This is a genomic window from Bradyrhizobium sp. KBS0727, from assembly GCF_005937885.2.
Taxonomy (GTDB): Bacteria; Pseudomonadota; Alphaproteobacteria; order Rhizobiales; family Xanthobacteraceae; genus Bradyrhizobium.
In genome coordinates this window covers 2,898,327-2,919,075 of sequence record NZ_CP042176.1, presented here as the reverse complement: position 1 = coordinate 2,919,075, position 20,749 = coordinate 2,898,327, and the positions used below count along the sequence as shown (strand labels likewise).

The 20,749-nt window shown below is 62.3% G+C and carries 21 protein-coding genes; 4 read left to right on the top strand and 17 right to left on the bottom strand.

Going from position 1 to position 20,749, the window contains the following annotated elements:
- Nucleotides 1-150 precede the first annotated feature (150 nt).
- Nucleotides 151-870, bottom strand: coding sequence for a hypothetical protein (locus FFI89_RS13255; protein WP_138837186.1), 720 nt, complete (start codon nucleotides 868-870; stop codon nucleotides 151-153).
- Between the two features lie 205 nt (nucleotides 871-1,075).
- Here FFI89_RS13255 and FFI89_RS13250 point away from each other — a divergent pair, with 205 nt between their 5' ends.
- Nucleotides 1,076-1,684 (top strand): NADPH-dependent F420 reductase, encoded by a 609-nt coding sequence (locus tag FFI89_RS13250; RefSeq protein ID WP_138837184.1) that lies wholly within the window; start codon nucleotides 1,076-1,078, stop codon nucleotides 1,682-1,684.
- 24 nt (nucleotides 1,685-1,708) lie between these two features.
- Nucleotides 1,709-2,854, top strand: a complete 1,146-nt coding sequence (locus tag FFI89_RS13245; RefSeq protein ID WP_138837181.1) for an epoxide hydrolase family protein — start codon at nucleotides 1,709-1,711, stop codon at nucleotides 2,852-2,854.
- A 224-nt stretch (nucleotides 2,855-3,078) separates the two neighbouring features.
- Here FFI89_RS13245 and FFI89_RS13240 read toward each other — a convergent pair whose 3' ends face one another.
- Together FFI89_RS13240 and FFI89_RS13235 are read right to left on the bottom strand one after the other, a co-directional pair.
- Nucleotides 3,079-4,221 carry a zinc-binding dehydrogenase gene (locus FFI89_RS13240; protein WP_138837179.1) on the bottom strand — a complete coding sequence of 381 codons (1,143 nt, stop codon included), beginning with the start codon at nucleotides 4,219-4,221 and terminating at the stop codon, nucleotides 3,079-3,081.
- 70 nt (nucleotides 4,222-4,291) lie between these two features.
- Nucleotides 4,292-5,125 carry an enoyl-CoA hydratase/isomerase family protein gene (locus FFI89_RS13235; RefSeq protein ID WP_138837177.1) on the bottom strand — a complete coding sequence of 278 codons (834 nt, stop codon included), beginning with the start codon at nucleotides 5,123-5,125 and terminating at the stop codon, nucleotides 4,292-4,294.
- Nucleotides 5,126-5,542: 417 nt separating this feature from the next.
- On the opposite strand from FFI89_RS13235, the gene FFI89_RS13230 reads away from it, so the two are divergent.
- Nucleotides 5,543-6,148, top strand: a complete 606-nt coding sequence (locus tag FFI89_RS13230; RefSeq protein ID WP_246669444.1) for an alpha/beta hydrolase — start codon at nucleotides 5,543-5,545, stop codon at nucleotides 6,146-6,148.
- A gap of 6 nt (nucleotides 6,149-6,154) precedes the next feature.
- On the opposite strand, the gene FFI89_RS13225 is transcribed toward FFI89_RS13230, so the two are convergent.
- A complete protein-coding gene (locus tag FFI89_RS13225) occupies nucleotides 6,155-7,168 on the bottom strand; it encodes an NADP-dependent oxidoreductase (protein ID WP_138837173.1) in 1,014 nt (337 codons plus the stop codon).
- A gap of 367 nt (nucleotides 7,169-7,535) precedes the next feature.
- Between FFI89_RS13225 and FFI89_RS13220 the strand changes: the two genes are divergently transcribed.
- Nucleotides 7,536-8,438: a GlxA family transcriptional regulator gene (locus FFI89_RS13220; RefSeq protein ID WP_138837171.1), complete on the top strand. Its 903-nt coding sequence runs from the start codon at nucleotides 7,536-7,538 to the stop codon at nucleotides 8,436-8,438.
- A 601-nt stretch (nucleotides 8,439-9,039) separates the two neighbouring features.
- Here the strand turns inward: FFI89_RS13220 and dhaK are convergent.
- The 13 genes from dhaK to FFI89_RS13155 form a co-directional block, all read right to left on the bottom strand.
- Nucleotides 9,040-10,029, bottom strand: a complete 990-nt coding sequence (dhaK, locus tag FFI89_RS13215) for a dihydroxyacetone kinase subunit DhaK (protein ID WP_138837169.1) — start codon at nucleotides 10,027-10,029, stop codon at nucleotides 9,040-9,042.
- 41 nt (nucleotides 10,030-10,070) lie between these two features.
- Nucleotides 10,071-10,502, bottom strand: coding sequence for a hypothetical protein (locus FFI89_RS13210; protein ID WP_138837167.1), 432 nt, complete (start codon nucleotides 10,500-10,502; stop codon nucleotides 10,071-10,073).
- Nucleotides 10,499-12,094, bottom strand: a complete 1,596-nt coding sequence (gene ptsP, locus FFI89_RS13205) for a phosphoenolpyruvate--protein phosphotransferase (protein ID WP_138837165.1) — start codon at nucleotides 12,092-12,094, stop codon at nucleotides 10,499-10,501. Before ptsP ends, FFI89_RS13210 begins: the two co-directional genes overlap by 4 nt.
- 4 nt (nucleotides 12,095-12,098) lie before the next feature.
- Nucleotides 12,099-12,413, bottom strand: a complete 315-nt coding sequence (locus tag FFI89_RS13200; RefSeq protein ID WP_138837162.1) for an HPr family phosphocarrier protein — start codon at nucleotides 12,411-12,413, stop codon at nucleotides 12,099-12,101.
- Entirely contained in the window at nucleotides 12,406-12,807 is a 402-nt protein-coding gene (gene dhaM / locus FFI89_RS13195) for a dihydroxyacetone kinase phosphoryl donor subunit DhaM (RefSeq protein ID WP_138837160.1), read from the bottom strand. The genes FFI89_RS13200 and dhaM overlap by 8 nt, the downstream gene beginning before the upstream one ends.
- The gene (gene dhaL / locus FFI89_RS13190) at nucleotides 12,804-13,418 is read right to left on the bottom strand and encodes a dihydroxyacetone kinase subunit DhaL (protein ID WP_138837158.1); all 615 of its coding nucleotides are present in this window, start codon (nucleotides 13,416-13,418) and stop codon (nucleotides 12,804-12,806) included. Before dhaL ends, dhaM begins: the two co-directional genes overlap by 4 nt.
- Nucleotides 13,415-14,422, bottom strand: coding sequence for an ABC transporter ATP-binding protein (locus FFI89_RS13185; RefSeq protein WP_138837156.1), 1,008 nt, complete (start codon nucleotides 14,420-14,422; stop codon nucleotides 13,415-13,417). The genes dhaL and FFI89_RS13185 overlap by 4 nt, the downstream gene beginning before the upstream one ends.
- Complete coding sequence (locus FFI89_RS13180) at nucleotides 14,415-15,512, bottom strand: ABC transporter ATP-binding protein (protein ID WP_138837154.1); 1,098 nt, start codon at nucleotides 15,510-15,512, stop codon at nucleotides 14,415-14,417. Before FFI89_RS13180 ends, FFI89_RS13185 begins: the two co-directional genes overlap by 8 nt.
- Nucleotides 15,513-15,517: 5 nt before the next feature.
- Nucleotides 15,518-15,733 carry a hypothetical protein gene (locus FFI89_RS13175; RefSeq protein WP_138837152.1) on the bottom strand — a complete coding sequence of 72 codons (216 nt, stop codon included), beginning with the start codon at nucleotides 15,731-15,733 and terminating at the stop codon, nucleotides 15,518-15,520.
- Nucleotides 15,730-16,683, bottom strand: coding sequence for a carbohydrate ABC transporter permease (locus tag FFI89_RS13170; protein ID WP_138837150.1), 954 nt, complete (start codon nucleotides 16,681-16,683; stop codon nucleotides 15,730-15,732). The genes FFI89_RS13175 and FFI89_RS13170 overlap by 4 nt, the downstream gene beginning before the upstream one ends.
- A complete protein-coding gene (locus tag FFI89_RS13165; protein WP_168212880.1) occupies nucleotides 16,680-17,639 on the bottom strand; it encodes a carbohydrate ABC transporter permease in 960 nt (319 codons plus the stop codon). The genes FFI89_RS13170 and FFI89_RS13165 overlap by 4 nt, the downstream gene beginning before the upstream one ends.
- A 94-nt stretch (nucleotides 17,640-17,733) precedes the next feature.
- Nucleotides 17,734-19,071 (bottom strand): ABC transporter substrate-binding protein, encoded by a 1,338-nt coding sequence (locus FFI89_RS13160; protein WP_138837147.1) that lies wholly within the window; start codon nucleotides 19,069-19,071, stop codon nucleotides 17,734-17,736.
- A 552-nt stretch (nucleotides 19,072-19,623) separates the two neighbouring features.
- On the bottom strand, nucleotides 19,624-20,748 hold the full coding sequence (locus FFI89_RS13155; protein WP_138837145.1) for a 2Fe-2S iron-sulfur cluster-binding protein: 1,125 nt from the start codon (nucleotides 20,746-20,748) through the stop codon (nucleotides 19,624-19,626).
- Nucleotide 20,749 lies beyond the last annotated feature (1 nt).

The following is a 20,749-nucleotide window of genomic DNA, read 5'->3' as shown; positions in this document are numbered from 1 at the left end:
CGTATGGCGGTTCTGCCGGTGCCCAAAGGTCGTAATTGCCTCTCTACGGGCCATGGCCGAGGCCACGCACGCGACCTATTTGTTCACACCGCTCCGCTCTTGCGCGGTCGGAACAGTGAGAGCGGGCCAGTCGGCCTGCCCCCTTTCGATTCAACTAAAAACAACGTTGCTGAAGTCGATCGCCACCATCAGTAATTCAGGGATCGGTCGGCGATCAGGCCCCATGGCAAATGCTCTTCGACGTGAAGGGAGCTTTACTCCGTTTGCTTCGATATATTCGGTTGTCAGCTGCGCTGCGGCAAAGTTTCCGGCGACTTCAACGTTGTAGTCGTGTCGCCGAAGCAGACGATCAGGTCCAAAATAGAAACGCTGAAGCGGACCATGGCTGGCCAGTCGACCTGGCAGATACGCGCGCAGGACCCGCCAAACTTCATTGCCTTCATGCCACGGTTCTTCTTCCTCGACCACGACGCCATCCCATTTTAGGAGAAATGGAGTGTTGAGATAGGTCCACATGGCGTAGCCGTTGAAGTATGCGCGATGCTCAGCCCGCCAAGCGGTACTCAAGCCGTGTCCTATAAAGGCGTTGCGTGGAAAGGCCCATTCCGCAACGACCGCCCCGTCCAACTTCTCGATCGACAGATGTTCCGGCGTAAACGACGTGCGCTGGTCGGCCGCTCCGAAGGGCGTCACTGAAGCGCGCTCCTCCTTCAACCAGACGGTCATCCGGCGTGTGCTGGGATCGGGCATGAGCCCTTTCAACGGGAAGAGGCCGCCGCCGGTGACAGCGTCCGCTTCAACTCGTGAAAAGCGTTGCCATCTGTCGAAGCCGCCATGGGCCTCCAATACCTTATCGAGAAGGGATGACATCTTGTCTGGCCCCCTGTAGCGACCGAGCCAACCCTACCCGCGATGTCCAGGCTCGGGTGATGACATAGATGCCTCCTTTCGAGACAGATCTGCGGAGGAGTTTCCGCGACCAGCCGCATGGCCGGAATGGAGGCAACAATGACATGGAAGGCGTTGCCGGACGAAAGTTATCTGTTGGCTCCACTAGCGTGCATGGAGCGGCATCGTGAGGTTCGGAACGATCGGTGCCGGCGCGGTAGCGCTTGGATTCGCACGAGAGGCCCTGCGGGCTGGCCATCAAGTAGTATTGAGCAACAGACACGGCCCGGCCTCCCTTGCCGGCGTGGTCGCCGGACTCGGGAACGGTGCATCTGCCGCCACGATCGCGGAAGCGGCGAGCCTCGAGTATGTCCTGTTCGCCGTCCCCTGGCCGAATGTCGAAGGCGCACTTCGGGGCCTGCCGTCGTGGAGCGGAAGGGTCCTCATCGACGCGACGAACCCGTTCAGTGCGTACAGCCCCGAACTCGTATTGGCGGATCTCGGTGACAAGGGCGCGAGCGAAGTTGTGGCTGCGCTGGCATCCGGCGCCCGAGTCGTAAAGGCGTTCAATTCGATTATCGTTGAACGCTTCAACGAAGGGCCTGCAAAGAACGGCGGCCGCCGCGTCATCTTCGTATCCGGAGATCACGCGGAGCCCGTCGAATTCGTGAAGGAGCTGATCGCGAGCTTCGGCTTCGCGCCCATTCATCTTGGCAGCCTCGCGGTCGGCGGCCGCATGCAGCAAGCGGGCGGTCCGCTCGCCGGGCGCGACCTTGTCGACTTCGGATACCACTGATCTGAAGAAGGAAGCCGCAATCCCATGACCACGATCACGCCCTATCGCATCTCCGTCACCGACGCCGTGCTCGCCGACCTTAAGGCGAGACTTCGCAACACCCGTTGGCCGGACGCCGAACTCGTCAACGATTTGAGCCAGGGCGCGCCGCTCAAATGGATCCAGGAGATCTGCCAATACTGGGCCGAGGAGTACGATTGGCGACGCCGCGAGGCGAGGCTCAACCGCTTTCCCCAGTTCACAACCGAGCTTGACGGACTGAACACTCACTTCATTCACATGCGCTCTCGCCATCCAGGGGCGATGCCGCTGGTCATCACGCATGGCTGGCCAGGCTCGGTGGTCGAGTTTCATAAGGTGATCGAACCGCTGGCCGATCCCACCGCGCACGGCGGTGAGGCCGCGGATGCGTTTCACGTGGTCTGTCCGTCCATCCCCGGATTCGGCTTCTCCGCGAAGCCGCCGACCACGGGTTGGGGTGTCGATCGGATCGCGTCGGCGTGGGCGACTTTGATGGCCCGCCTTGGCTACACGCGATACGGTGCGCAGGGTGGCGACTGGGGCTCGACGATTACCGCCTCGCTCGGTTCGCTCGATCCGCAGCATTGCGCGGGTATCCACGTCACGCTGGCAATGAATTCGCGGCCCAACGTCACCGGACAACCCACGCCCGAGGAGGCGCGGGCCCTCGCCGGCATCGAGTTCTACCGCGAGTGGGATTCCGGCTATGCCACGCAGCAGTCGACACGGCCGCAGACATTGGCTTACGGCCTCACCGATTCACCCGCGGGCCAGGCGGCGTGGATTCTGGAGAAGTTCTGGGCCTGGACCGATTGCAACGGCCATCCCGAGAACATCCTGAGCCGCGACGAACTGCTCGACAACGTGATGCTTTACTGGGTGACGGCGACCGCCGCGTCATCGGCGCGGCTCTATTGGGAGAGTTTCGGCTGGAAGCGTATCACGGCGCCCCCGGTCGCTGTACCGACCGGAGTCGCCGTTTTCCCGAAGGAGATCATCATGCCGGTGCGTAAATGGATGGAAAGCCGCTTCACTGACATCCGGCACTGGAGCGACATGCCCAAGGGCGGTCACTTTGCCGCGTTCGAGCAGCCCGAACTTCTGGTCGAGGACGTACGGACGTTCTTCCGGCCACTTCGCCAGTCGTGAGCACGAACTGTTGCGGTGGTTGCCAGGCCGAAGCCTAGTCGCAACGAAAATGCGCGAGGATCGCGTCAAGTGCGCGCACCATAATCACCCATGAGACGTGACAACCGAGTGCGCTGAAGCCGGCGGTGCGCGCCACGCCTATCGACGGTTCGGCGGGACGGGCGCGCACGCGCCAAGACAGCTACGCCGCGCGCCTGCCCATCATGAGCGCGGGGATCGACCGCCTACTCGACAGCCAGGTTCGGGTTGATCAGGAATTTCTCACCCGTCGCTCGGCGGCCGTAGGCCGCGATGACGTCGGGATCGAGTGCCTCAAGCAGGGAGATGGTGCGGGCGTAGCGGCTCGCGAAGGTCGTCCTGATTTCACTGGCAACCCGTGCTTTCAACCGGGCCTCGACCTCTGGACCGACCTTGGTCAAGAAGTGAAAGAGCAGCCAGCCGCCGATACCCCACGTCATGCCGGAGCCACGCGTCAGCTCAATCGGTGAGGGATCGAGGGTACCATAGACGTAGACCTGCTTGTGAACGGAAGAACCGTACATGTTGTACGTCTCTGCGGACGCCCCGGCAGCGACCGCCTCCATGGCGTTGAGGATCTGGCCAGCGAGCTTGCCTCCGCCGATGGCGTCAAAGGCGAGTGTTGCGCCCGTCGCCTTGAGAGCCGAGATCAAATCATCTCTGAAACTTGCCTGAGCCGAGTTGACGATATGCTTCGCCCCCAGGCCCTTCAGAATTTGGACCTGCTCTTCATTGCGGACGATGTTCACCAGGGGAATCCCATCCGCCTGGCAGAGCCGGTTTAGCATTTGGCCAAGGTTCGACGCCGCGGCCGTATGCACCAGGCCCTTGTGTCCCTCCCGTCTGGCGGTCTCGACCATACCAAGAGCGGTTAGCGGATTGACGAAGGCCGACGCTGCCTCTTCCGGCTTGATTCCGGCGGGCAAAACCAGGCAGTCGGCGGCCCTGACTTTCCGAAGTTGCCCGTACATCCCTCCGACGAAGGTCGACACGGTCTTCCCGATCAGCGCTTGGGCTTCCGGCGACGCGCCGGCGCTTGTCACCACGCCCGCTCCTTCGAGACCGACAGGCATCGACTTGCCGATTCGCCCGGCCAGCGCGCGCATCACCACAGGCGCAATCGACGCCGTCACCACCGTTTCCGCACCTTTGCCCGAGGTCTTCGCGGAGCTTATGTCGGCCGCAGCGAGCAAGAGCCCAAGGTCGGAGGGATTGATCGGCGTGGCCTCGACGCGAACGATCACCTCGTCGTCCTTTGGCGGCGACACGGCCACCTGAGCGAGCGATAGTTCGAGTGCTCCGTCCTGCTTCACTAGCGAACGCAGCCCCAGACTTGTTTGATCGGTCATTCCCGTACTCCCTGATTGTTACGATCGACGCGTGTCACGCGTCTCTTTTCCACCGGCAACTCGGTTGAAACTATTTCTCGCCGAGCGAGCCGAGCATGGCAGGCCATTGGCGTTCGAAGCTTCTGTCCTGCTGGAGACCCTGCTCAAGCAAAGCTTCGACTCTCTGCAGCGTCTCAGGCCAGCGTAATGCCGTTTGAAACGAGTTGAGGGCGCTGAGAAGATTGTCGGCGGACGGCAACGACACCTGGTTGATGAGACGCTTTGCCGCCGCGATCGCGCGCCCATCGAAGGTGGCGATCCGTCGGGCAAGTGCATCAACAAAGCCGTCCAGCTCCTCGTCTGGAAGCGCGCGGTTGACGTACCCGTATTGTGCCGCGGTATCGCCGTCGAAGTCGTTGGCACCAAGAACGATTTCGAGCGCGCGGCCGCGGCCGACCAGCGGCGGGAGGCGCTCGGTGCCGCCGCCGCCGGGATGCACCCCGACTCCGACTTCCGGTTGGCCCAGCAACGTGTTCTCGCGCGACGCAAAGCGCATATCGCAGGCGAGCACGAATTCGCTGCTGACTCCACGGACGCAACCTCGAATCTTCGCGATGCTCGCCACCGGAGATCTGGTGATGCGCACGAACGTGTCTATTAGGATCGGCAGGCCGGAAAGTCCGACCGCGGTCGTGATATTGCCGGTCTTTCCGGTCAGGTCGAAGTGGGCGAGGAAGAACTCAGGATTCGCGCTTTCGAAGACGACGACGCGTAGGCACGGGCTCGCGTCCATGCGCGCCAGCAAGCCCTGCAAGGCATGGTACAATGTGGCGTCGACGATGTTGAAAGGCGGATAGTCGAACACAATGCGCCAATATGCGGGCGACTCCTCAATAACCCGCAGCGGTCCAGCGTCCTCAGCCACGGTTCACCTCCCTCTCGTCGACCTCAATAAAGCGGGCCGCCGATGTGACGTTCGCTGCCTCGTAGGACCGCATCGATGCGACCGCGCCGGGGGAACCTAGGCGGACGCTGGTTCATCGCGCCATGTCGTTGATGCCTCCTTTTCGGCCACTGCTTGCATCACCGTGAGGAGGCGCTTCGGGCTACGAGTGAATCCTCCACGCCACGTGGCAGCCTTATCGAGCTCCGTCGCGTGCCTCGGATGGCCGAATAAGCGGCAATTCCGACATATGTCCGGGTGCTGAAAGCCAGTAACCTTGGCGGCAGAGCAGCCCCGAGGCGAGGCAATCGAACCCACTGGGATGAGAACGGTATGGCGAAGCCATCAGATGTAATTCTAGTGCACGGGGCTTGGGCAGACGGGTCGAGCTGGGCGAAGGTGATCCCGCTGCTTGCCGCCAGAGGTCACTCAATCACCGCCGTGCAGCTTCCCCTGACGTCACTCGGTGACGACGTGGCGACGGTTAAGCGGGCTATCGCGCTTGCGGCGGGTCCAATCATCCTTGCCGGCCACTCCTACGGCGGCGCCGTCATCTCCGCGGCGGGAAACGACCCGAAGGTCGAGGCGCTCGTGTACATCGCGGCCTTCGCCCCGGACGCGGGTGAGTCGGCAGGGTCTCTCGGTGCGAGCGTCGAGCCCGCACCGCTGGGTGCGGAAATCCGCCCTGACGCAGAGGGGTATCTTAAGCTCACTCAATCGGGCGTGAGCGAGTCCTTTGCGCAGGATCTGACCGACACGGAAAAGCTGGTCCTCTACTCCGCCCAGTCGCCAACAGCAGGTGCTGCGTTGGGTGGAACAGTGTCCGCGCCGGCATGGCGCGGCAAGACGTGTCGTTATCTTGTCGCAACGAACGACCGTGCCATCCGGCCCGCCCTGCAGCGGAGCATGGCCAAGCGCCTGAGCGCGGCGGTTGTTGAGGTTGCCGCCAGCCATGTTGCGATGCTGTCACATCCGCAAGAAGTGGCGTCGCTGATAGCTGGATAAGACCCGTCAGGAAACCCGCACAAGCGTTTTCCCAAAGTTGTGTCCCTCGAGCATGCCGATGAATGCCTGTGGGGCCGCTTCCAAGCCCTCGACAACATGCTCCCGATAGCGAATGCGTCCGGAGTGGACCAACGGCGTAATCTCCGAGCGGAAGGCTCGGTAGAGTTCTGGTGCGAACTCCGTGTTGATGAAGCCCCTGATCAGTAGGCTTCGCCGAAGGATCGCCAACATCGTCTCAGCGACAGAATTCGGCTCGGCGGGTGCGTCCCCGTTGTAATGTGCGATCAAGCCACAGACGGGAACGCGGGCGTAGCGGTTTAGGAGCGGCAAGACCGCCTTCCAGATCGGCCCGCCAACGTTCTCGAAGTAGACATCGATCCCGTCGGGGCATGCAGCCGCGAGCGCCTTCGAGAGGCCGCGGGCCTTGTGGTCAACGACGGCGTCGAATCGAAGCTCGTCGCGCACGTACGCGCACTTTGCCGCGCCTCCGGCGATGCCGACGGCGCGAGCGCCCGCCAATTGGGCCAGTTGGCCGACCACGGATCCGACTGCGCCTGCCGCGGACGAGACGACGACTGTTTCTCCCGGTTTGGGTTGCCCGATGGCTCGAAGGCCTGCGTAGGCAGTGAACCCGGGCATTCCCAGGACGCCCAGTGAGGTCTCAGGGGGGCTAAGCCCGGTGTCCACCCTTTGGAGGTCTCGCGCTGCGACCGCCGCGTGTGTGCGCCAGCCGATCCGCCCCTGGACAAGCTCTCCTCGGCTAAAGGATGGATGCCGCGAACGGACGACCTCGGCGACGACCTCCCCCTCCATAACACCGCCGACGTTGACTGGCGGGGCATTGGACTCGGCGTCGTTCATGCGTCCGCGCATGTAGGGATCCAGCGAAAGAAACTTCGTCGCCACGAGGACCTGTCCCTCAAGCGGATCGGGCATTGGACCGGTTTGCAGACAAAAATCAGCCGCCCGGGGCAAGCCCCTCGGCCGCGCCGCCAAAACCACCTGTCTGTAGGGATCCATCGTAAGCTCCCGGAGCACGCCCCCTGGACAACGGGAAGGTTCAAACACTCCACGGCAATTTCCCAAGTGACTTCTATATGGCACCATCGGTTCCACGAAGGTCGGAGATGCCGCGATTCAAGACATGGCGTTCAGACGTGGCGGCCCTCGTGCGCGAAACGTTCGAACCGCCCAGCGGCGAAATGTCCCGAATGGAGGCAAATATGTCCTGCGGCGGCGCCCAGATTTGACTAGGGTTCCTCGTTTGGGTTGAACGTCGGGGCGTTTGACCCCATGTCCTAACGGATCGCCGGCAGCTACCTCGTCCGCCGATTGGGAGGCCACTATTTTGCGACTCGGGCTCCTCTTGCCGACAGGCTTCAGCGTAATGAGCTTCGCGCCGATCTCGGCATTTGAAGCAGCCAATCTCGTGGCCGGCGAGCGCTTCTATGATCTCCGAATTCTGTCGGAGACAGGTGGACCACTTACAAACTCGCTCGGCTGGACGATGAATACCGAACCGCTGGGCGAAAGCAGTTTTGACACGCTCATGGTGGGCTCGGCGCCGGATTTGGTGCCGCCATCGCCACGCACGGTTGCCTATTTGCGCGAAGCCGTATCAACGACAAGGCGTATCACCTCAGTCTGCATTGCAGCGTTCACGCTGGCGGAAGCGGGAATTCTGGACGGCCGGCGCGCGACCACGCACTGGTTGCGTGCCGAGGAACTTGGCAGGCGATTCCCCAAGGTCACCGTCGAAATGGATCGGATCTTCATTGCCGACGGACCCGTGTGGACGTCGGCTGGGATGACGGCCGGGATTGATCTCGCGCTCGGTCTCATCGAACGCGACTTGGGCCAGCAGGCAGCGCAACGCACCGCGAGGGTGCTTGTCGTCCATCATCGCCGCGCTGGCGGTCAATCGCAGCATTCCGCAATGCTGCAGCTCGATGCCAAATCCGATCGCGTTCAAATAGCGCTGGCCTTCGCAAAGCAGAACCTTCGCGAACCGCTGACGGTTGAGCTGTTGGCCGACGCTGCCCGACTAAGCCCTCGACAATTTAGTCGAGTGTTCCGGACAGAGACCGGCCTTTCGCCGGCAAAGGCAATTGAAAACCTGCGCCTCGAGGCCGCCAGGTTCATGCTCGAGCAAGGCCGGCTGCCAATCGAGGAAATTGCTCGCGAGACGGGATTCGGCGATCGCGAGCGAATGCGGCGCAGTTTCCTTCGTACCTTCAGTGCCACGCCCCAAGCCCTTCGCAACGCGGCGCACCCGTTGGCGACCATCTGAGCTTTTCAAATTCTGCCGAGCCCAAGCAGCGAGCGGTGACAACGACGGGCGCGATATTCGCAGCTCCACCAGAACGATAAGCGAGACCAAACGCCGCCTTGGTCCGGGAGCACAATCGCGCAGATTGGCGTAGTACGCTGCGCTACGCGCGAGTGACCCAATGCGCACCAAATTGCGACATCAATCGCCTGCGCGCACCTCAAAACCAGATCGGTACTGCATTTGGTACTGCACAGACGATCGAGACCGCGCTTAAGAGCTGATTGTAGTTCGCTTTTCGAGATGTCCCGGTCCAGTCCATCATGGGTGCGACGGAGAATTTCCAGCGTAAGCCGTTCATTTCATTTATCTATTTTGTTTCCACTCGATCCTGCAAGTGATTGGACCGACTGAGAACTTAAGCGCGACTAAACTTCCGCAGATTTGGTTTTCTAGGATCATACATGACCAGATTGGAAGCGAAAATCACCCGAATGCGTTCTCAGTGCACACATAGTGCACACGGAGACCCGACTGCACACGCATGTGCTGGCCTTGAGTGCGTTAGCCTCGTACGAGAACTCCCACTCCAAGGGCCAGGGTGAGCGCGAGAACGCCGAGATCAAGTGCCCCAGCGCAGCGCCGCCGTGTGCACGGGCGCATCCCACAGAGACTTCGACTGGGCATCGAGCACCGATACGGTGACCGAGGCGCCGGCCATATCGAGGGCTGTAACATAGGAACCAGTCAGGAAACGCGTCGTCGTGATCCCCGCACCGTCTAGAATTCGTTTTGCGCTGTTGACCATTAAATAGAGTTCGATCAGTGGCGTTGCGCCAAACCCGTTGACGAGAAGCAGCACTTCGCTCCCCTGCTTCGGCGCAAGGTCCTTGAGGATCGCGCCAACGAGTTCCTCGGCAATCGCATCGGCAGACGCCAGCGGTACCCTGCGCCGGCCAGGCTCGCCGTGAATTCCGACGCCCATTTCCATTTCATTGTCGGCCAATGTGAAATTCGGCCGCCCCGCCGCCGGTACGGTGCATGGTAATAGCGCGACCCCCATCGAGCGCGTGCGCCGGTTGACCTCGTCGCCGAGCGATTTGAGCGCGGCAAGCGGCTTTCCGGTCTCGGCCGCGGCACCGACCATCTTTTCCACGATCAGCGTACCCGCGACCCCGCGACGACCGGTCGTGTAGGTCGAGCTCTCGACCGCCACGTCGTCGTTCGTCACCACGCTCGCAACTTCTCGCCCGACCATCTCTGCAGCCATGGTGAAATTCATCACATCGCCTTCGTAATTCTTGACGATGAAAAGCACACCTGCGCCGGTGTCGACGGCCTCCGCGGCCTCGATCATCTGGTCCGGTGTCGGCGAGGTGAAGACTTGACCCGGGCAAGCTGCGTCGAGCATGCCAAGGCCGACATAGCCCGCATGGAGCGGCTCGTGTCCCGAGCCGCCTCCCGAAATCAGCGCGACCTTGCCCTGCTTCAGGGTGCGGCGACGGACAAATTTGCGCTCCGCACCAAGAAGCAGGATATCGGCATGGGCGGCCGCGAAGCCATCAAGACTCTCTTCGAGTACCGCATCGGCGTCGTTGATCAGCTTTTTCATGAACGTCCTCCCGATTGTTACTTGCGGTTCGGATGAACCCGTCAGCCGACGCTCTCGGCGTAACGCGCAAGTTGCGCCGCGAAATCGACGACGAGTTGTTCGAGCGAACGGTTTTTCTTTTCGTCGCCGAGGTCGGGCACGGTCACGGTGATGTTGCGGGTGCGCGCTTCGCGATGGGGCGCGCGCAGGCGCCCGGGATGCGCCCGTCCATAGGCCTCGATGAATGCCGCGCGCTCGGCTCCGGAAAGGTGGCAGACCTCGAAGATGATTGCGACGTGCTTTGCCGGTATCGGCACCAGATAGGCCGGATTGGTGATCTGGGTTACGAACGAACGATTCTTGCCCAACGCCGCCGCGAGCTTCAGGCGTGTCCCGGACGGCCGGTTGTCGAGCACCCGCCGCAGGATGGCCTTGTAGTCCGCGACATTGCTATCGCCCGGCCGGTGGGCTTGTTCGCTTTCATCGTTAGTCATGGATTCACCGTAGCAATCGTGGCCTTGAGCCGGGCAACGGCAACTGGCGATACCGAGAGCGTTGTGAGCCCAGTCGCGAGTAGCGCCTTCGTCAGGCGGGTATCGGCAGCCGCGTCGCCGCAGAGCGAGACCTCGACTCCGCGCGCGCGTGCAGCCTCAACCGTAAGGGCGATGAGTGCCAGCACGGCTGGATTACCGGTATCGTTGAGGTCGGCGACCGCGCCGATGTCGCGCGCCGCGGCCATCGTGTATTGCGTCAGGTCGTTCGAGCCGATTGAATAGAATCCGGCCTCGAAATCCCCGGCGCAGAGCGCTGCCGCCGGTATCTCGACCATGATACCGAGCAGCGGCCGGGCGCAGGCGATCCCTTGCGCTCTCAGCGCCTCGATCTCGTCGTCAAGAAGCCTGCGCGCGCGGTCGAGTTCCGAGGGAACGGCGACCATCGGCAGCATCACCTTCAGCGTCCCATGCACAGCCGCACGCGCCAGCGCCCTGAGTTGTAGGCGGAATACCTCCGGCCGCGAAAGCGATAGGCGGATGCCGCGAAGCCCGAGGAACGGATTGCTCTCACCATCGATCGTCAACCCTGAGATGGGTTTGTCGCCGCCGGCATCGAGCGTGCGGATTGTAACGGGCCTTCCTTCCGCCCAATCGAGAATGCGCCGATAGACCGCGTATTGGGTTTCCTCGTCCGGCAGGCCTTGGGAGGCTTCGAACAGGAATTCCGTTCGCACAAGGCCAATGCCGTCGCAGATCGCCGAATCCAGGTCGGCAAGATCCTCGGGTGAGGCAATGTTGAGAAGCACCGTGATGCGCCGGCCATCTGCCGTGATGGCAGGCTTGGCGCGACCGGCGTCAGCGATGTCGCGTGCAGCATTGGCGGCGCTCATGCGGTGCTCGAAGAGGCGACGCGTCTCCGGCTCGGGGTCGAAAATGACGGTGCCGGCATCACCATCGACGAGTGCCACGGCCGGCGGCCGCTCTTCCCATGACAGGGAGCCAAGTCCCACGACCATGGGAGTGCCACGCGCGCGCGCCAGCATCGCAACATGGGAGGATGATGAGCCCGCGGCAAGCACAATCGCACCACCATGCCTCCAGTCCGCCGCGAGGAAAGCGGAGGGCGAGATGTCGTCGCCTGCGACGATAGAGCCGCCGGTGATCGCGGACTTTTCCGCGCCATTCAGGCACACCAGCACGCGGTCGCGGATGTCGACGAGATCCGCGACGCGGGCGCGGAAATATTCGTCTTCCGCCGAGCGATAGCCCGCGATCTCTGCATCGAGCACCGAGCGCCAGGCCTGGTCGGCAGGAGTACCGGTCGAGATGGCGCGAAATGCGCCCTCCGCCAGCGCGTCGTCTTCCAGCATCGCGACCTGGAATTCCAGAATGTCCGCCGCCTCGCCCTGCTCCGCCTCGATCAATTCGGCCAGCTCGGCCGTCGCGCCTTCGATCGCTGCCTTCAGCGCGGCGGATTCCTGTGCGGGATCGCCCGGTGTCCTACGGCGCTCCAAAGCGACCGTCAGAACGGTGACTGGTCCGATGGCGAGACCCGGCGACGCGGCACGACCGGTGCGATGGATTTCGGGCACGGCTTCAGGCCTCGCCGAAGCCGTCATGCACCAGCGCGAGCACGGCGGCCAGTGCCGCATCGCCGTCGGGGCCGGCCACACGGAAATAGAGCATCGCCCCCTGCGGGGCCTTCACCCGCATCACCTTCACGGGACTCTTGGCATCCGTCCATGGCCCGTCCGGTGCGAGGGCGATCTCGATCGACGCGACAAAACCCTTGGCGCATTGCGTAAGCTTGACCGATGGCCGCGCATGAAGGCCGACCGGATTAACGAGAACCGCCGAGGCCGTTAGCGGTGCAAACGTTTTGGACGCCCGGCCGGCGTTGACATCATGCATAGAACTCCTCCGCGCTGCGCTGGACCGCGGTTAGCGGCGAGCCGCCGGAGGACTCGGTCGCCGCGATCACGGCCCCCTCGACTACCGGAGCATTGCAGACCACGACGCGTGCACGCCGGTCTTCGGGCAACATCTCCACCGCCATCTCCGAATTCGTCTCTGCTCCCCCGAGATCGACGAGGATTGCCACACCGGCCGGCGACCAGGCGACCTCGATCGCCTCGAGGATGCCGGCAACATTGGTGCCGAGCCCGCCCTCGAGGTCGCCACCCGTCCAGGCAAGCGGCACGGCATTGCCGACCATTTGACGCACCATATCGGCGGCACCCTCCGCGATTTTGGCGGAATGCGAAACGATGACGATTCCGACGTTGCCAGAACTTGAATTGCTCATAAATCTGCCTCGAATTCCAGTGTTACGACTGCTGCGCCGATCAGGAGGGACGCCGAGCGTGAACCCGGATCCATATGACCGATAGAACGCTCGCCGAGAAAAGACGCTCGGCCGCGCGTCGCCAGCATCGGCGTCGTACGCTCGGCGGCCTCGGTCGCTTCCGCGGCGATCGCCGCGGCGTCGCCGCCAGCCGCAAGTATCGCCTGCACCGGCACGAGGACATCAAGCAGGGTCTTCTGCCCGGCTTCCGAGCGTCCGCGCGCCTTTACAGCGTTGATCGCCTTACCCGTTGCTGCGACGAGATCGGCACGGGCAGCCTCCTCCGGAAGCGCCTTGCCGAGTTCCATGAAGAAAGTGCCGACGAGCGGCCCGGAGGCACCACCGACCTTCATCACCAGCGTCATGCCGATCGCCTTCAGCATCTCCGGCGTCGATTTATCTGCCAGTGCCGGCAGGGTCGCGAGCACCGCCTCGAAACCACGCTTCATGTTCAGCCCGTGGTCGCCGTCGCCGATCGCCTGATCGAGGCTGGTCAATTCGTCGGCGTGCTCGATCACCGCCACGGCCAGCGCCCGCACCAGCTTCTCCTTCGCGCTCCGATTGAGGCTCATGCCGCGATCCTCCGGCCGTCCGCATCGAAGAACAGCGGATTGTTGAGACAGAGCGACACAACATCGCCGGCGCCGAGTTTCGCCTCCGGGTCCGAGAGCGTCACGACAGGATGGCCGCCAAGGTCGAGGTGGAGATGGCTCTGGTCGCCGAGATGTTCGATCCGCGTGACCGTTGCCGACGCGTCTCCGCGGCCTTGCGCGATCGTCAGGTGCTCGGTCCGTGCGCCAACGGTCGTCGCGCCTCGCGGCGTGCCCGCAAAGATGTCCGCCGGCAGCAGGTTGATCGCCGGCTGGCCAAGTCGTGCGGCAACATGCGCGTTGACGGGGTTCTCATAGATTTCGCGCGGCGTGCCGATCTGCATCAATCGTCCGGCCTCGATCACGCCGATGCGAGATGCCATGGTCATCGCCTCCGTCTGATCGTGGGTCACGTAGAGGATCGTCGCGCCAAGATCGGTCTGGATGCGCTTGAGTTCCAGGCGCATTTCACCACGCAGCTTGGCGTCCAGCGAAGAGAGCGGCTCGTCCATGAGATAGATCGATGGTGAGCGCACCAGAGCCCGGCCGATCGCGACGCGCTGCATCTGGCCGCCCGACAACTGCGTCGCCTTGTTCTGGAGCTTGGTTTCGATATGGAGGAGACGGGCAACTTCCTCGACCTTGCTGCGGATATCGGCCTCCGACACCCGGCGAATCGGCGCACGCAACGCAAAGGCCATGTTCTCGAATACGGTGAGATGCGGGTACAGCGAATATTGCTGGAAGACGAAGGCAACGTCGCGGTCGGCCGGCGCATCGCCGGTGACGTCGCGCCCGTCGATCCGGATCGACCCGCTGTCGGGCATCTCCAGGCCCGCGACCAGACGCAGCGTCGTCGTCTTGCCTGCGCCGGTCGGACCGAGCAGCGCAACGAATTCGCCGTCCCCGACCTTCAGCGAGAGATCGCTGATCGCCTGTGTTCCCTTGAACGCCTTGGAGACGGCCCTGATCTCGACTTCAGCCATGTGCGCCTCCCTCATGCAACGCGGTGCGGATCGCCCGGCCGGATGCCTTGTCGAAGATCGACAGTGTGTCGGGCCGGAAGTCGAGCCCGACGCTCTCTCCGGTCCGGAAGCCCACACTGGCGGGGGTCCGGGCCTTGAGCGCGCCGTAGCGGGTCGTCACAGTGACGATCTGCGTGGTGCCGAGATACTCCGCACCATAGACCTCGCCCCGCACCATGCCACGATCGGTGAAACGGACGTGCTCGGGCCTGACGCCGAGGACGAGATCGCGCTCCGCCAGCGTCTCGCGTGCGGCGGGAACGGCAATTTCGCCCTCGCCGAGCCGGATTGCCTGTGCGCCCGTTGCCACGCTGTCGCGGAAAGGCAGGAAGTTCATCGGCGGCGAACCGATGAAGTCGGCGACAAAAAGCGAAGCCGGCCGGTCATAGATGTCGCGCGGGCTCGCGACCTGTTCGACGACGCCATTGTTCATCACGGCGATGGTGTCGGCCATTGCCATCGCCTCGAGCTGGTCATGCGTAACGTAGACCGTCGTCGCCCCGAGCCGGTCGTGCAGCGCCCGCAATTCGCGGATCATCGCCTCGCGCATTTCGGTGTCGAGCGCACCCAAGGGCTCGTCCATCAGAAAACATTTCGGCTTGCGCACGATCGCCCGCCCGAGTGCGACACGCTGCCGGTCACCGCCGGCAAGGCCCGACACCGGCCGGTCGAGCAGATGGGAGATGCGCAGGATGCGCGCGGCCTCAACGACCCGCCGGTCGGTTTCCGCCGCACCGATGCCTTCGCACTTCAAAGGAAAGCCGATGTTTCGCCGGACATTCATGTGCGGATAGAGCGCGAACAGTTGGAACACGAAGGCGATGTCGCGTGCCGAGGCGCGGTTCATCGTCACCTCCTCGCCGTCGAGAGAAATCGTGCCGGCCGTCGGCAGCTCCAGCCCTGCGATCATTCGCAGCGTTGTCGTTTTACCGCAACCGGAGGGGCCAAGAAGGCAGAGGAATTGGCCGTCCTCCACCGTGAAGCTCGCAGCCTTGACCGCGTGAAACGCGCCGAAGGATTTGTCGAGCGCTTCGACCCTGATCTGTGCCATCCGCCCTACTCCCTGACCTTCGAGACGATGATGAACATCACCGTGCCGGATAGCGTGGTCGCAAACGACCAGGAATACAACGCCAGGAAAAACGGCTGCATCAGCATGACGACGCCCACGGCGATGACCGTCGTCGCAACAGCTTCCAGCGGCCCGCGCCGCAGAATTCTTTCCGCGAACCCGCGCCGCGGCGACTTGAAATTGGTCGAATCGGCACTCATTTGCGAACCGCTCCGAAGGTGATGCCGCGCAGCAGATGCTTGCGCAGAAGCACGGTGAATACGACGATCGGCACCAGGAAAAGCGTGGTGCCGGCGGCGACCGCAGGCCAGTCCTGCCCGCCCTCGCCGATGATGATCGGGATGAAGGGCGGTGCCGTCTGGGCGTTGCCGGAGGTCAGCAGCACGGCGAAGGCGTATTCGTTCCAGGCAAAGATCAGGCAGAAGATCGCCGTTGCGGCGATTCCGGTCGTCGCCTGCGGCAGCACCACCTTCACGAAGGCCTGGAAGCGCGTATAGCCGTCAATCATTGCCGCCTCCTCGTATTCGCGCGGAATCTCGTCGATGAACCCTTTCAGGAGCCAGACGGCAAGTGAGACGTTGACAGAGGTGTAGAGCAGAATCATTCCGAGCCGTGTGTCCGACAGCCCGATGGTGCGGTACATCAGATAGATCGGGATCGCGACCGCGATCGGTGGCATCATCCTGGTCGAGAGGATGAAGAAAAGCAGATCGTCCTTCAGCGGCACGCGGAATCGTGAAAAGCCGTAGGCCGACAGCGTGCCGAGCGCGACGGCCAGCACGGTCGAGCCGAAGGCGACGATCAGCGAATTGACGAACCGCGGCACGTAGTTCGATGGTCCGGCGACCACCATGTTGCGGTCGCGTGCGATGCCGTCGCAAAGACCCTGCGCCGGTCCGAGCGTCTGGATGAATTCCGGCGTCTGGCGCGAGCGAGTGGTAACAAGGTTGCAATATCCCTCCAGCGACGGCTGGAAGATGACCTTGGGTGGATAGGAAATTGCGTCGTCCGGTGATTTGAACGAGGTGAGCACGATCCAGACCAAGGGGATCATGGTGACGACAGCATAAAGTATCACGAGCGAGCCTGCAAAACGCCGCGTGCCAGCGGTCGGTTCAACGACGGAATGGGCGGCGTTGGCAATGCTCATCGGCTTTTCACCCGGTTCAGTGCTTTCACATAGATGTTGGCGAGGCCGAATACCGTCACGAACAGGATGATCGCGAAGGCCGAAGAATAACCGGTCCGCCAGCTCTCGAAGGCCGCGCGCTTGAGCGTGATCGAAGCGACCTCCGTGGTAGAGCCCGGCCCGCCCCCGGTGAGGAGGTTGACCATGTCGAACATCTTGAAGTTCTCGATGCCACGGAAGAGCACGGCGAGCATGATGAACGGCAAGGCCATCGGCAGCGTAATCGACCAGAACTGCCGCCATTTCGATGCGCGGTCGACCTCCGCCGCTTCGTAAATGTAATCCGGGATCGAGCGCAGGCCGGCAAGGCAGATCAGCATCACATAGGGCGTCCACATCCAGGCATCGACGATGACGATGGCCCAGGGACTGAGCCTGACGTCACCGAGCATCTGGAACGAGGAGGCGGCGCTGCCGGTGCAGAATGCGACGACGTAATTGAAGAGCCCGATCTGCGGCTGGTACAGGAAGGTCCAGAAATTGCCGACGACGGCGGGCGACAGCATCATCGGCAGCAGGATGATTGTGGTCCACGCGCCGTGGCCGCGGAACTTCTTGTCGATCAGGAAGGCAAGGCCGAACCCGAGCACGGTCTCAATGACGACGGTCCAAAGAACGAAGTGTGCCGTCACCTGCATCGCTGACCAGATGTCCGGATCGGTCAGGATCGACTGGTACCAATCGATCCCCATCCACCGCATCGGCACATTCGGCCGGTTGGCGCGGTAGTTGGTGAACGACAGATAGATCGTCCAGATCAGCGGGAAGATATTGATCGCGAGAAGCAGGACAATGGTCGGTGTGATGAAGAGCCAGGCCAGCGCCTTGTCCGACAGACCCCGAATCCGACGCACCACACGCGGCTGCATCCGCGCGGCCTGGTATGCGATTTGCGATGAGACACTCAAATCATTCATGGCGTTCGCCCAACGAGGCCGGCGGTTGCAGAACTAGAAGTACTTCCGAAGGGAATCGTCCGGAGCGCCGTCGAACGCGCTCCAGACGGTTATCCTAGAACTTCTTGCCCTCTTCCTTGAAGATGGCTTTCCAGTCCTTCACCAGACTGTCGAGCGCTTCCTGTGCGGTGCCCTTGTCGGCCACCACATAGTCATGCACGCGCTTCTGTTCGGCCTGCAGAAGCTGGGCATAGGAGGGCTCGGCCCAGAAGTCGACGACCATTCCCATGGACTTCAGGAACTCCTTGGCGAAAGGCGCGCTGTCCGGGAAGCTCGGGTCATTCAGCACGGACTTGGCGCAGGAATAGCCGCCGAGCGCCCACCACTTCTTCTGCACATCCCCGCCGGAGAACCATTTGATGTATTGCAGCGCTTCGCCCTGGTTTTTGGAATAGGAAACAACCGAGATTCCCTGTCCGCCGAGTTGCGTCGCCTGCGTCGTGGCGGCAGGATTGGAAAAGAAACCGATTTTGTCGCCGCCGACATTCGGGTCCTTGTAGAGGCCCGGGAAGAAGGCGAAGAAGTTCATCTGCAGCGCGACCTGACCGGACTTGAACGCATCGAGACCTTCCGACATGTAGGAGTTGGAAGCGCCGGGAGGCGTGCAGCACTTGTAGAGTTCCTTGTAGGCCTCGAGCCCCTTGACGGCGCCGGGCGAGTTGACGAACCCGTCCATCGCATAGGGCTTGTTGGGATCCTGGTATTTGAAGCCGTAGTCGTAGAGATAGTTCGAAACGCCCATGGTGATACCTTCCGAGCCGCGCTCGGTATAGATCGAAGCGCCATAGACCTTCTTGCCGTCGATGTCGCGGCCCTGGAAGAACTGCGCGATGTCGCGAAGTTCATCGAGCGTCTTCGGCGCAGCGAGATCGCGGCCATATTTGGCCTTGAAATCCTTCTGCACCTCCGGGCGCGCAAACCAGTCCTTGCGATAGGTCCAGCCCACTGCGTCGCCCATGGCGGGCAGCGCCCAATAGTTCGGCGTGTTCTTCGGCCACTGTGAATAGCCGACGACGGTCGCCGGCATATAGTCGTCCATGCTGATCCCTTCCTTCTTGAAGAAATCGTTGAGCTTGACGTACTGGCCGTTCTCCGCGGCGCCGCCGATCCATTGTGAATCGCCGATGATGAGATCGCACAGCGACCCCCGCGAATTGAGTTCGTTCAGGAAGCGATCGGCATAGTTGGGCCACGGCACGAATTCGAACTTCATACCAATACCCGTCTTGGCGGTGAAGTCCTTCGACAGTTCGACCAGCGCGTTGGCGGGATCCCAAGCCGCCCAGCACAGAGTGATCGTCTTGCCCTGCGCGTGCGCAGGCGTTGTCGCGGTTCCGATGCTGAGCGCGGCGACCCCGCCCGCAGCCAGAAGCGCCTTCAATGTATTCTTCATGCGCATTTCCCTCCCTGTTGAGCCGGCCATCGACATGGCGCGGCGTTCCTGCCCGCTCGAAAGCTTCGAGCAGTGCGACACAGTCCTTGACGAGTTGAATGACTTGAATCGACGTTCCCTCGCGCTCGCGGATTCTTGGGATCCGTTGAGCTCGATTTGTTTAGTAAATCACGACTTACTAAACATTGCAAGTGGACTGTCGGCAGGAATGGAAAAAGTCCCGCGCTTCTGCCGCAGATACTGTGATGCCGCACGCAGCATCATCGATGCTGTCGTGGATGATCGGCCTTGGAAACAGCCCTGTGCATCTCCGACAAAGCCAATCTTTGCCGTTGAGCTTTTCGATAACCGCCAAACTCGCCGGATCAGATCGTGTGAGCGCTCTCGAAGCGGTCGGCCCCGTACCGACACGCCGCGCGCTTCAGTTCAAGGGCTGCTCGCGCCGGCTGTCTTCGGACTTTCTTTGATCTCTCGGTGCAAAGTAGCGCTGCGCCTTGCCTAGGCCCGCCATGCTTCGATCGTAGGTTCGGTGGCCGTATCGCATCGGTTTCATCACCTCCCAAACAATCGGGCCTTGATAACCGACCAGAACAACCCAAAAGCGCTGATGGCCTGGGAAGCGGCCAGAGGCGCCGCTCTGTTGTCGATCGAAGCTTCGAGATTGGTGGCAAATGTCGCGGCGAGGCGGCGCACAATATCCTGAACCAAGCCCGAGCGATTGAATTGCGCGAGTGGGCCGGTCAGTCGCCACGTCAGATTCACGAGGATAACGGAACCATTCGTAGCGCCCTCGATTACTTGCCAGCGAGCCTCGCCTTCGGCGGACGAGCCCATGCCGGAATCGCGGCCGCGTCCGGCCATTTTGCCCTCGCGCCTTGCTGCGTCCATGGTCACATGCGCTTCGCCGCTGAACGCCGGTTTGATCGGTCCGAGAGCAATACGAACCCTTCCCTTGACTGTGTCGCCATCGATCTCGGTGATTTCAGCGCCCGGCAGACACGACGCCACACGCCGCAAATCCGACAGCGCTTCCCAAACCTTGTCCGGCGCCGCCTTGATCGTGATGCGCTCTTCGATTGATGTCCCGGCGCCAACGTTTGTGGGTAATGCCAACGCCGCCGGGCGAGCAACCGGGATAACGACCGGCACTTCGGTCGGGCCACCTCGTTCGGTTATCTTCGGCGCTTGCACGGCAACGGCGCCAACGATCACGGGTTGCTTGCCGAGCGAGACCGTGCGGATCGCCTCGACAATCCCGACATAACCGGTGCAACGACAGATGTTGCCGGACAACTCCTCGCGGATTCTATGCTCTGACACCTCGCCCAACCGGCTAACGATATCGCGCGCGGTGGCCAGCATGCCGGGCGTACAAAATCCACATTGCAACGCGTGCGAGGCGCTGAACGCGTCGCGCAACTCGCCCATCAACGGGTCGTCGTCGAAATCTTCAATGCTTCGGACATCCGCACCGTCGCAGTCGACGGCAAAGGCCAGACACGAGCGCTGCGGCTTCCCATCGATCAGCACTGTGCAAGCGCCGCAAACGCCCTGCTCGCAACCGAGATGCGTGCCGGTGAGATGCCGGTCTCCGCGCAAGAAATCGGCCAGATGCAATCGTGGCTCGACATCGGCTGTGACCGTGGCGCCGTTGATGGAAAGCGTGACTGTCGCCATG

Excerpts from the sequence above, each read along its gene's own strand:
- FFI89_RS13220 (WP_138837171.1), top strand. The coding sequence starts at position 7,536 with ATGAGCTTCGCGCCGATCTCGGCATTTGAAGCAGCCAATCTCGTGGCC.
- FFI89_RS13170 (WP_138837150.1), bottom strand. The coding sequence starts at position 16,683 with ATGAGCATTGCCAACGCCGCCCATTCCGTCGTTGAACCGACCGCTGGC.
- FFI89_RS13255 (WP_138837186.1), bottom strand. The coding sequence starts at position 870 with ATGTCATCCCTTCTCGATAAGGTATTGGAGGCCCATGGCGGCTTCGAC.
- FFI89_RS13185 (WP_138837156.1), bottom strand. The coding sequence starts at position 14,422 with ATGGCTGAAGTCGAGATCAGGGCCGTCTCCAAGGCGTTCAAGGGAACA.
- dhaK (WP_138837169.1), bottom strand. The coding sequence starts at position 10,029 with ATGAAAAAGCTGATCAACGACGCCGATGCGGTACTCGAAGAGAGTCTT.
- FFI89_RS13160 (WP_138837147.1), bottom strand. The coding sequence starts at position 19,071 with ATGAAGAATACATTGAAGGCGCTTCTGGCTGCGGGCGGGGTCGCCGCG.
- dhaM (WP_138837160.1), bottom strand. The coding sequence starts at position 12,807 with ATGAGCAATTCAAGTTCTGGCAACGTCGGAATCGTCATCGTTTCGCAT.
- FFI89_RS13210 (WP_138837167.1), bottom strand. The coding sequence starts at position 10,502 with ATGACTAACGATGAAAGCGAACAAGCCCACCGGCCGGGCGATAGCAAT.
- FFI89_RS13245 (WP_138837181.1), top strand. The coding sequence starts at position 1,709 with ATGACCACGATCACGCCCTATCGCATCTCCGTCACCGACGCCGTGCTC.
- FFI89_RS13165 (WP_168212880.1), bottom strand. The coding sequence starts at position 17,639 with ATGAATGATTTGAGTGTCTCATCGCAAATCGCATACCAGGCCGCGCGG.
- dhaL (WP_138837158.1), bottom strand. The coding sequence starts at position 13,418 with ATGAGCCTCAATCGGAGCGCGAAGGAGAAGCTGGTGCGGGCGCTGGCC.
- FFI89_RS13225 (WP_138837173.1), bottom strand. The coding sequence starts at position 7,168 with ATGGATCCCTACAGACAGGTGGTTTTGGCGGCGCGGCCGAGGGGCTTG.
- FFI89_RS13200 (WP_138837162.1), bottom strand. The coding sequence starts at position 12,413 with ATGCATGATGTCAACGCCGGCCGGGCGTCCAAAACGTTTGCACCGCTA.
- FFI89_RS13155 (WP_138837145.1), bottom strand. The coding sequence starts at position 20,748 with ATGGCGACAGTCACGCTTTCCATCAACGGCGCCACGGTCACAGCCGAT.
- FFI89_RS13175 (WP_138837152.1), bottom strand. The coding sequence starts at position 15,733 with ATGAGTGCCGATTCGACCAATTTCAAGTCGCCGCGGCGCGGGTTCGCG.
- FFI89_RS13180 (WP_138837154.1), bottom strand. The coding sequence starts at position 15,512 with ATGGCACAGATCAGGGTCGAAGCGCTCGACAAATCCTTCGGCGCGTTT.
- FFI89_RS13240 (WP_138837179.1), bottom strand. The coding sequence starts at position 4,221 with ATGACCGATCAAACAAGTCTGGGGCTGCGTTCGCTAGTGAAGCAGGAC.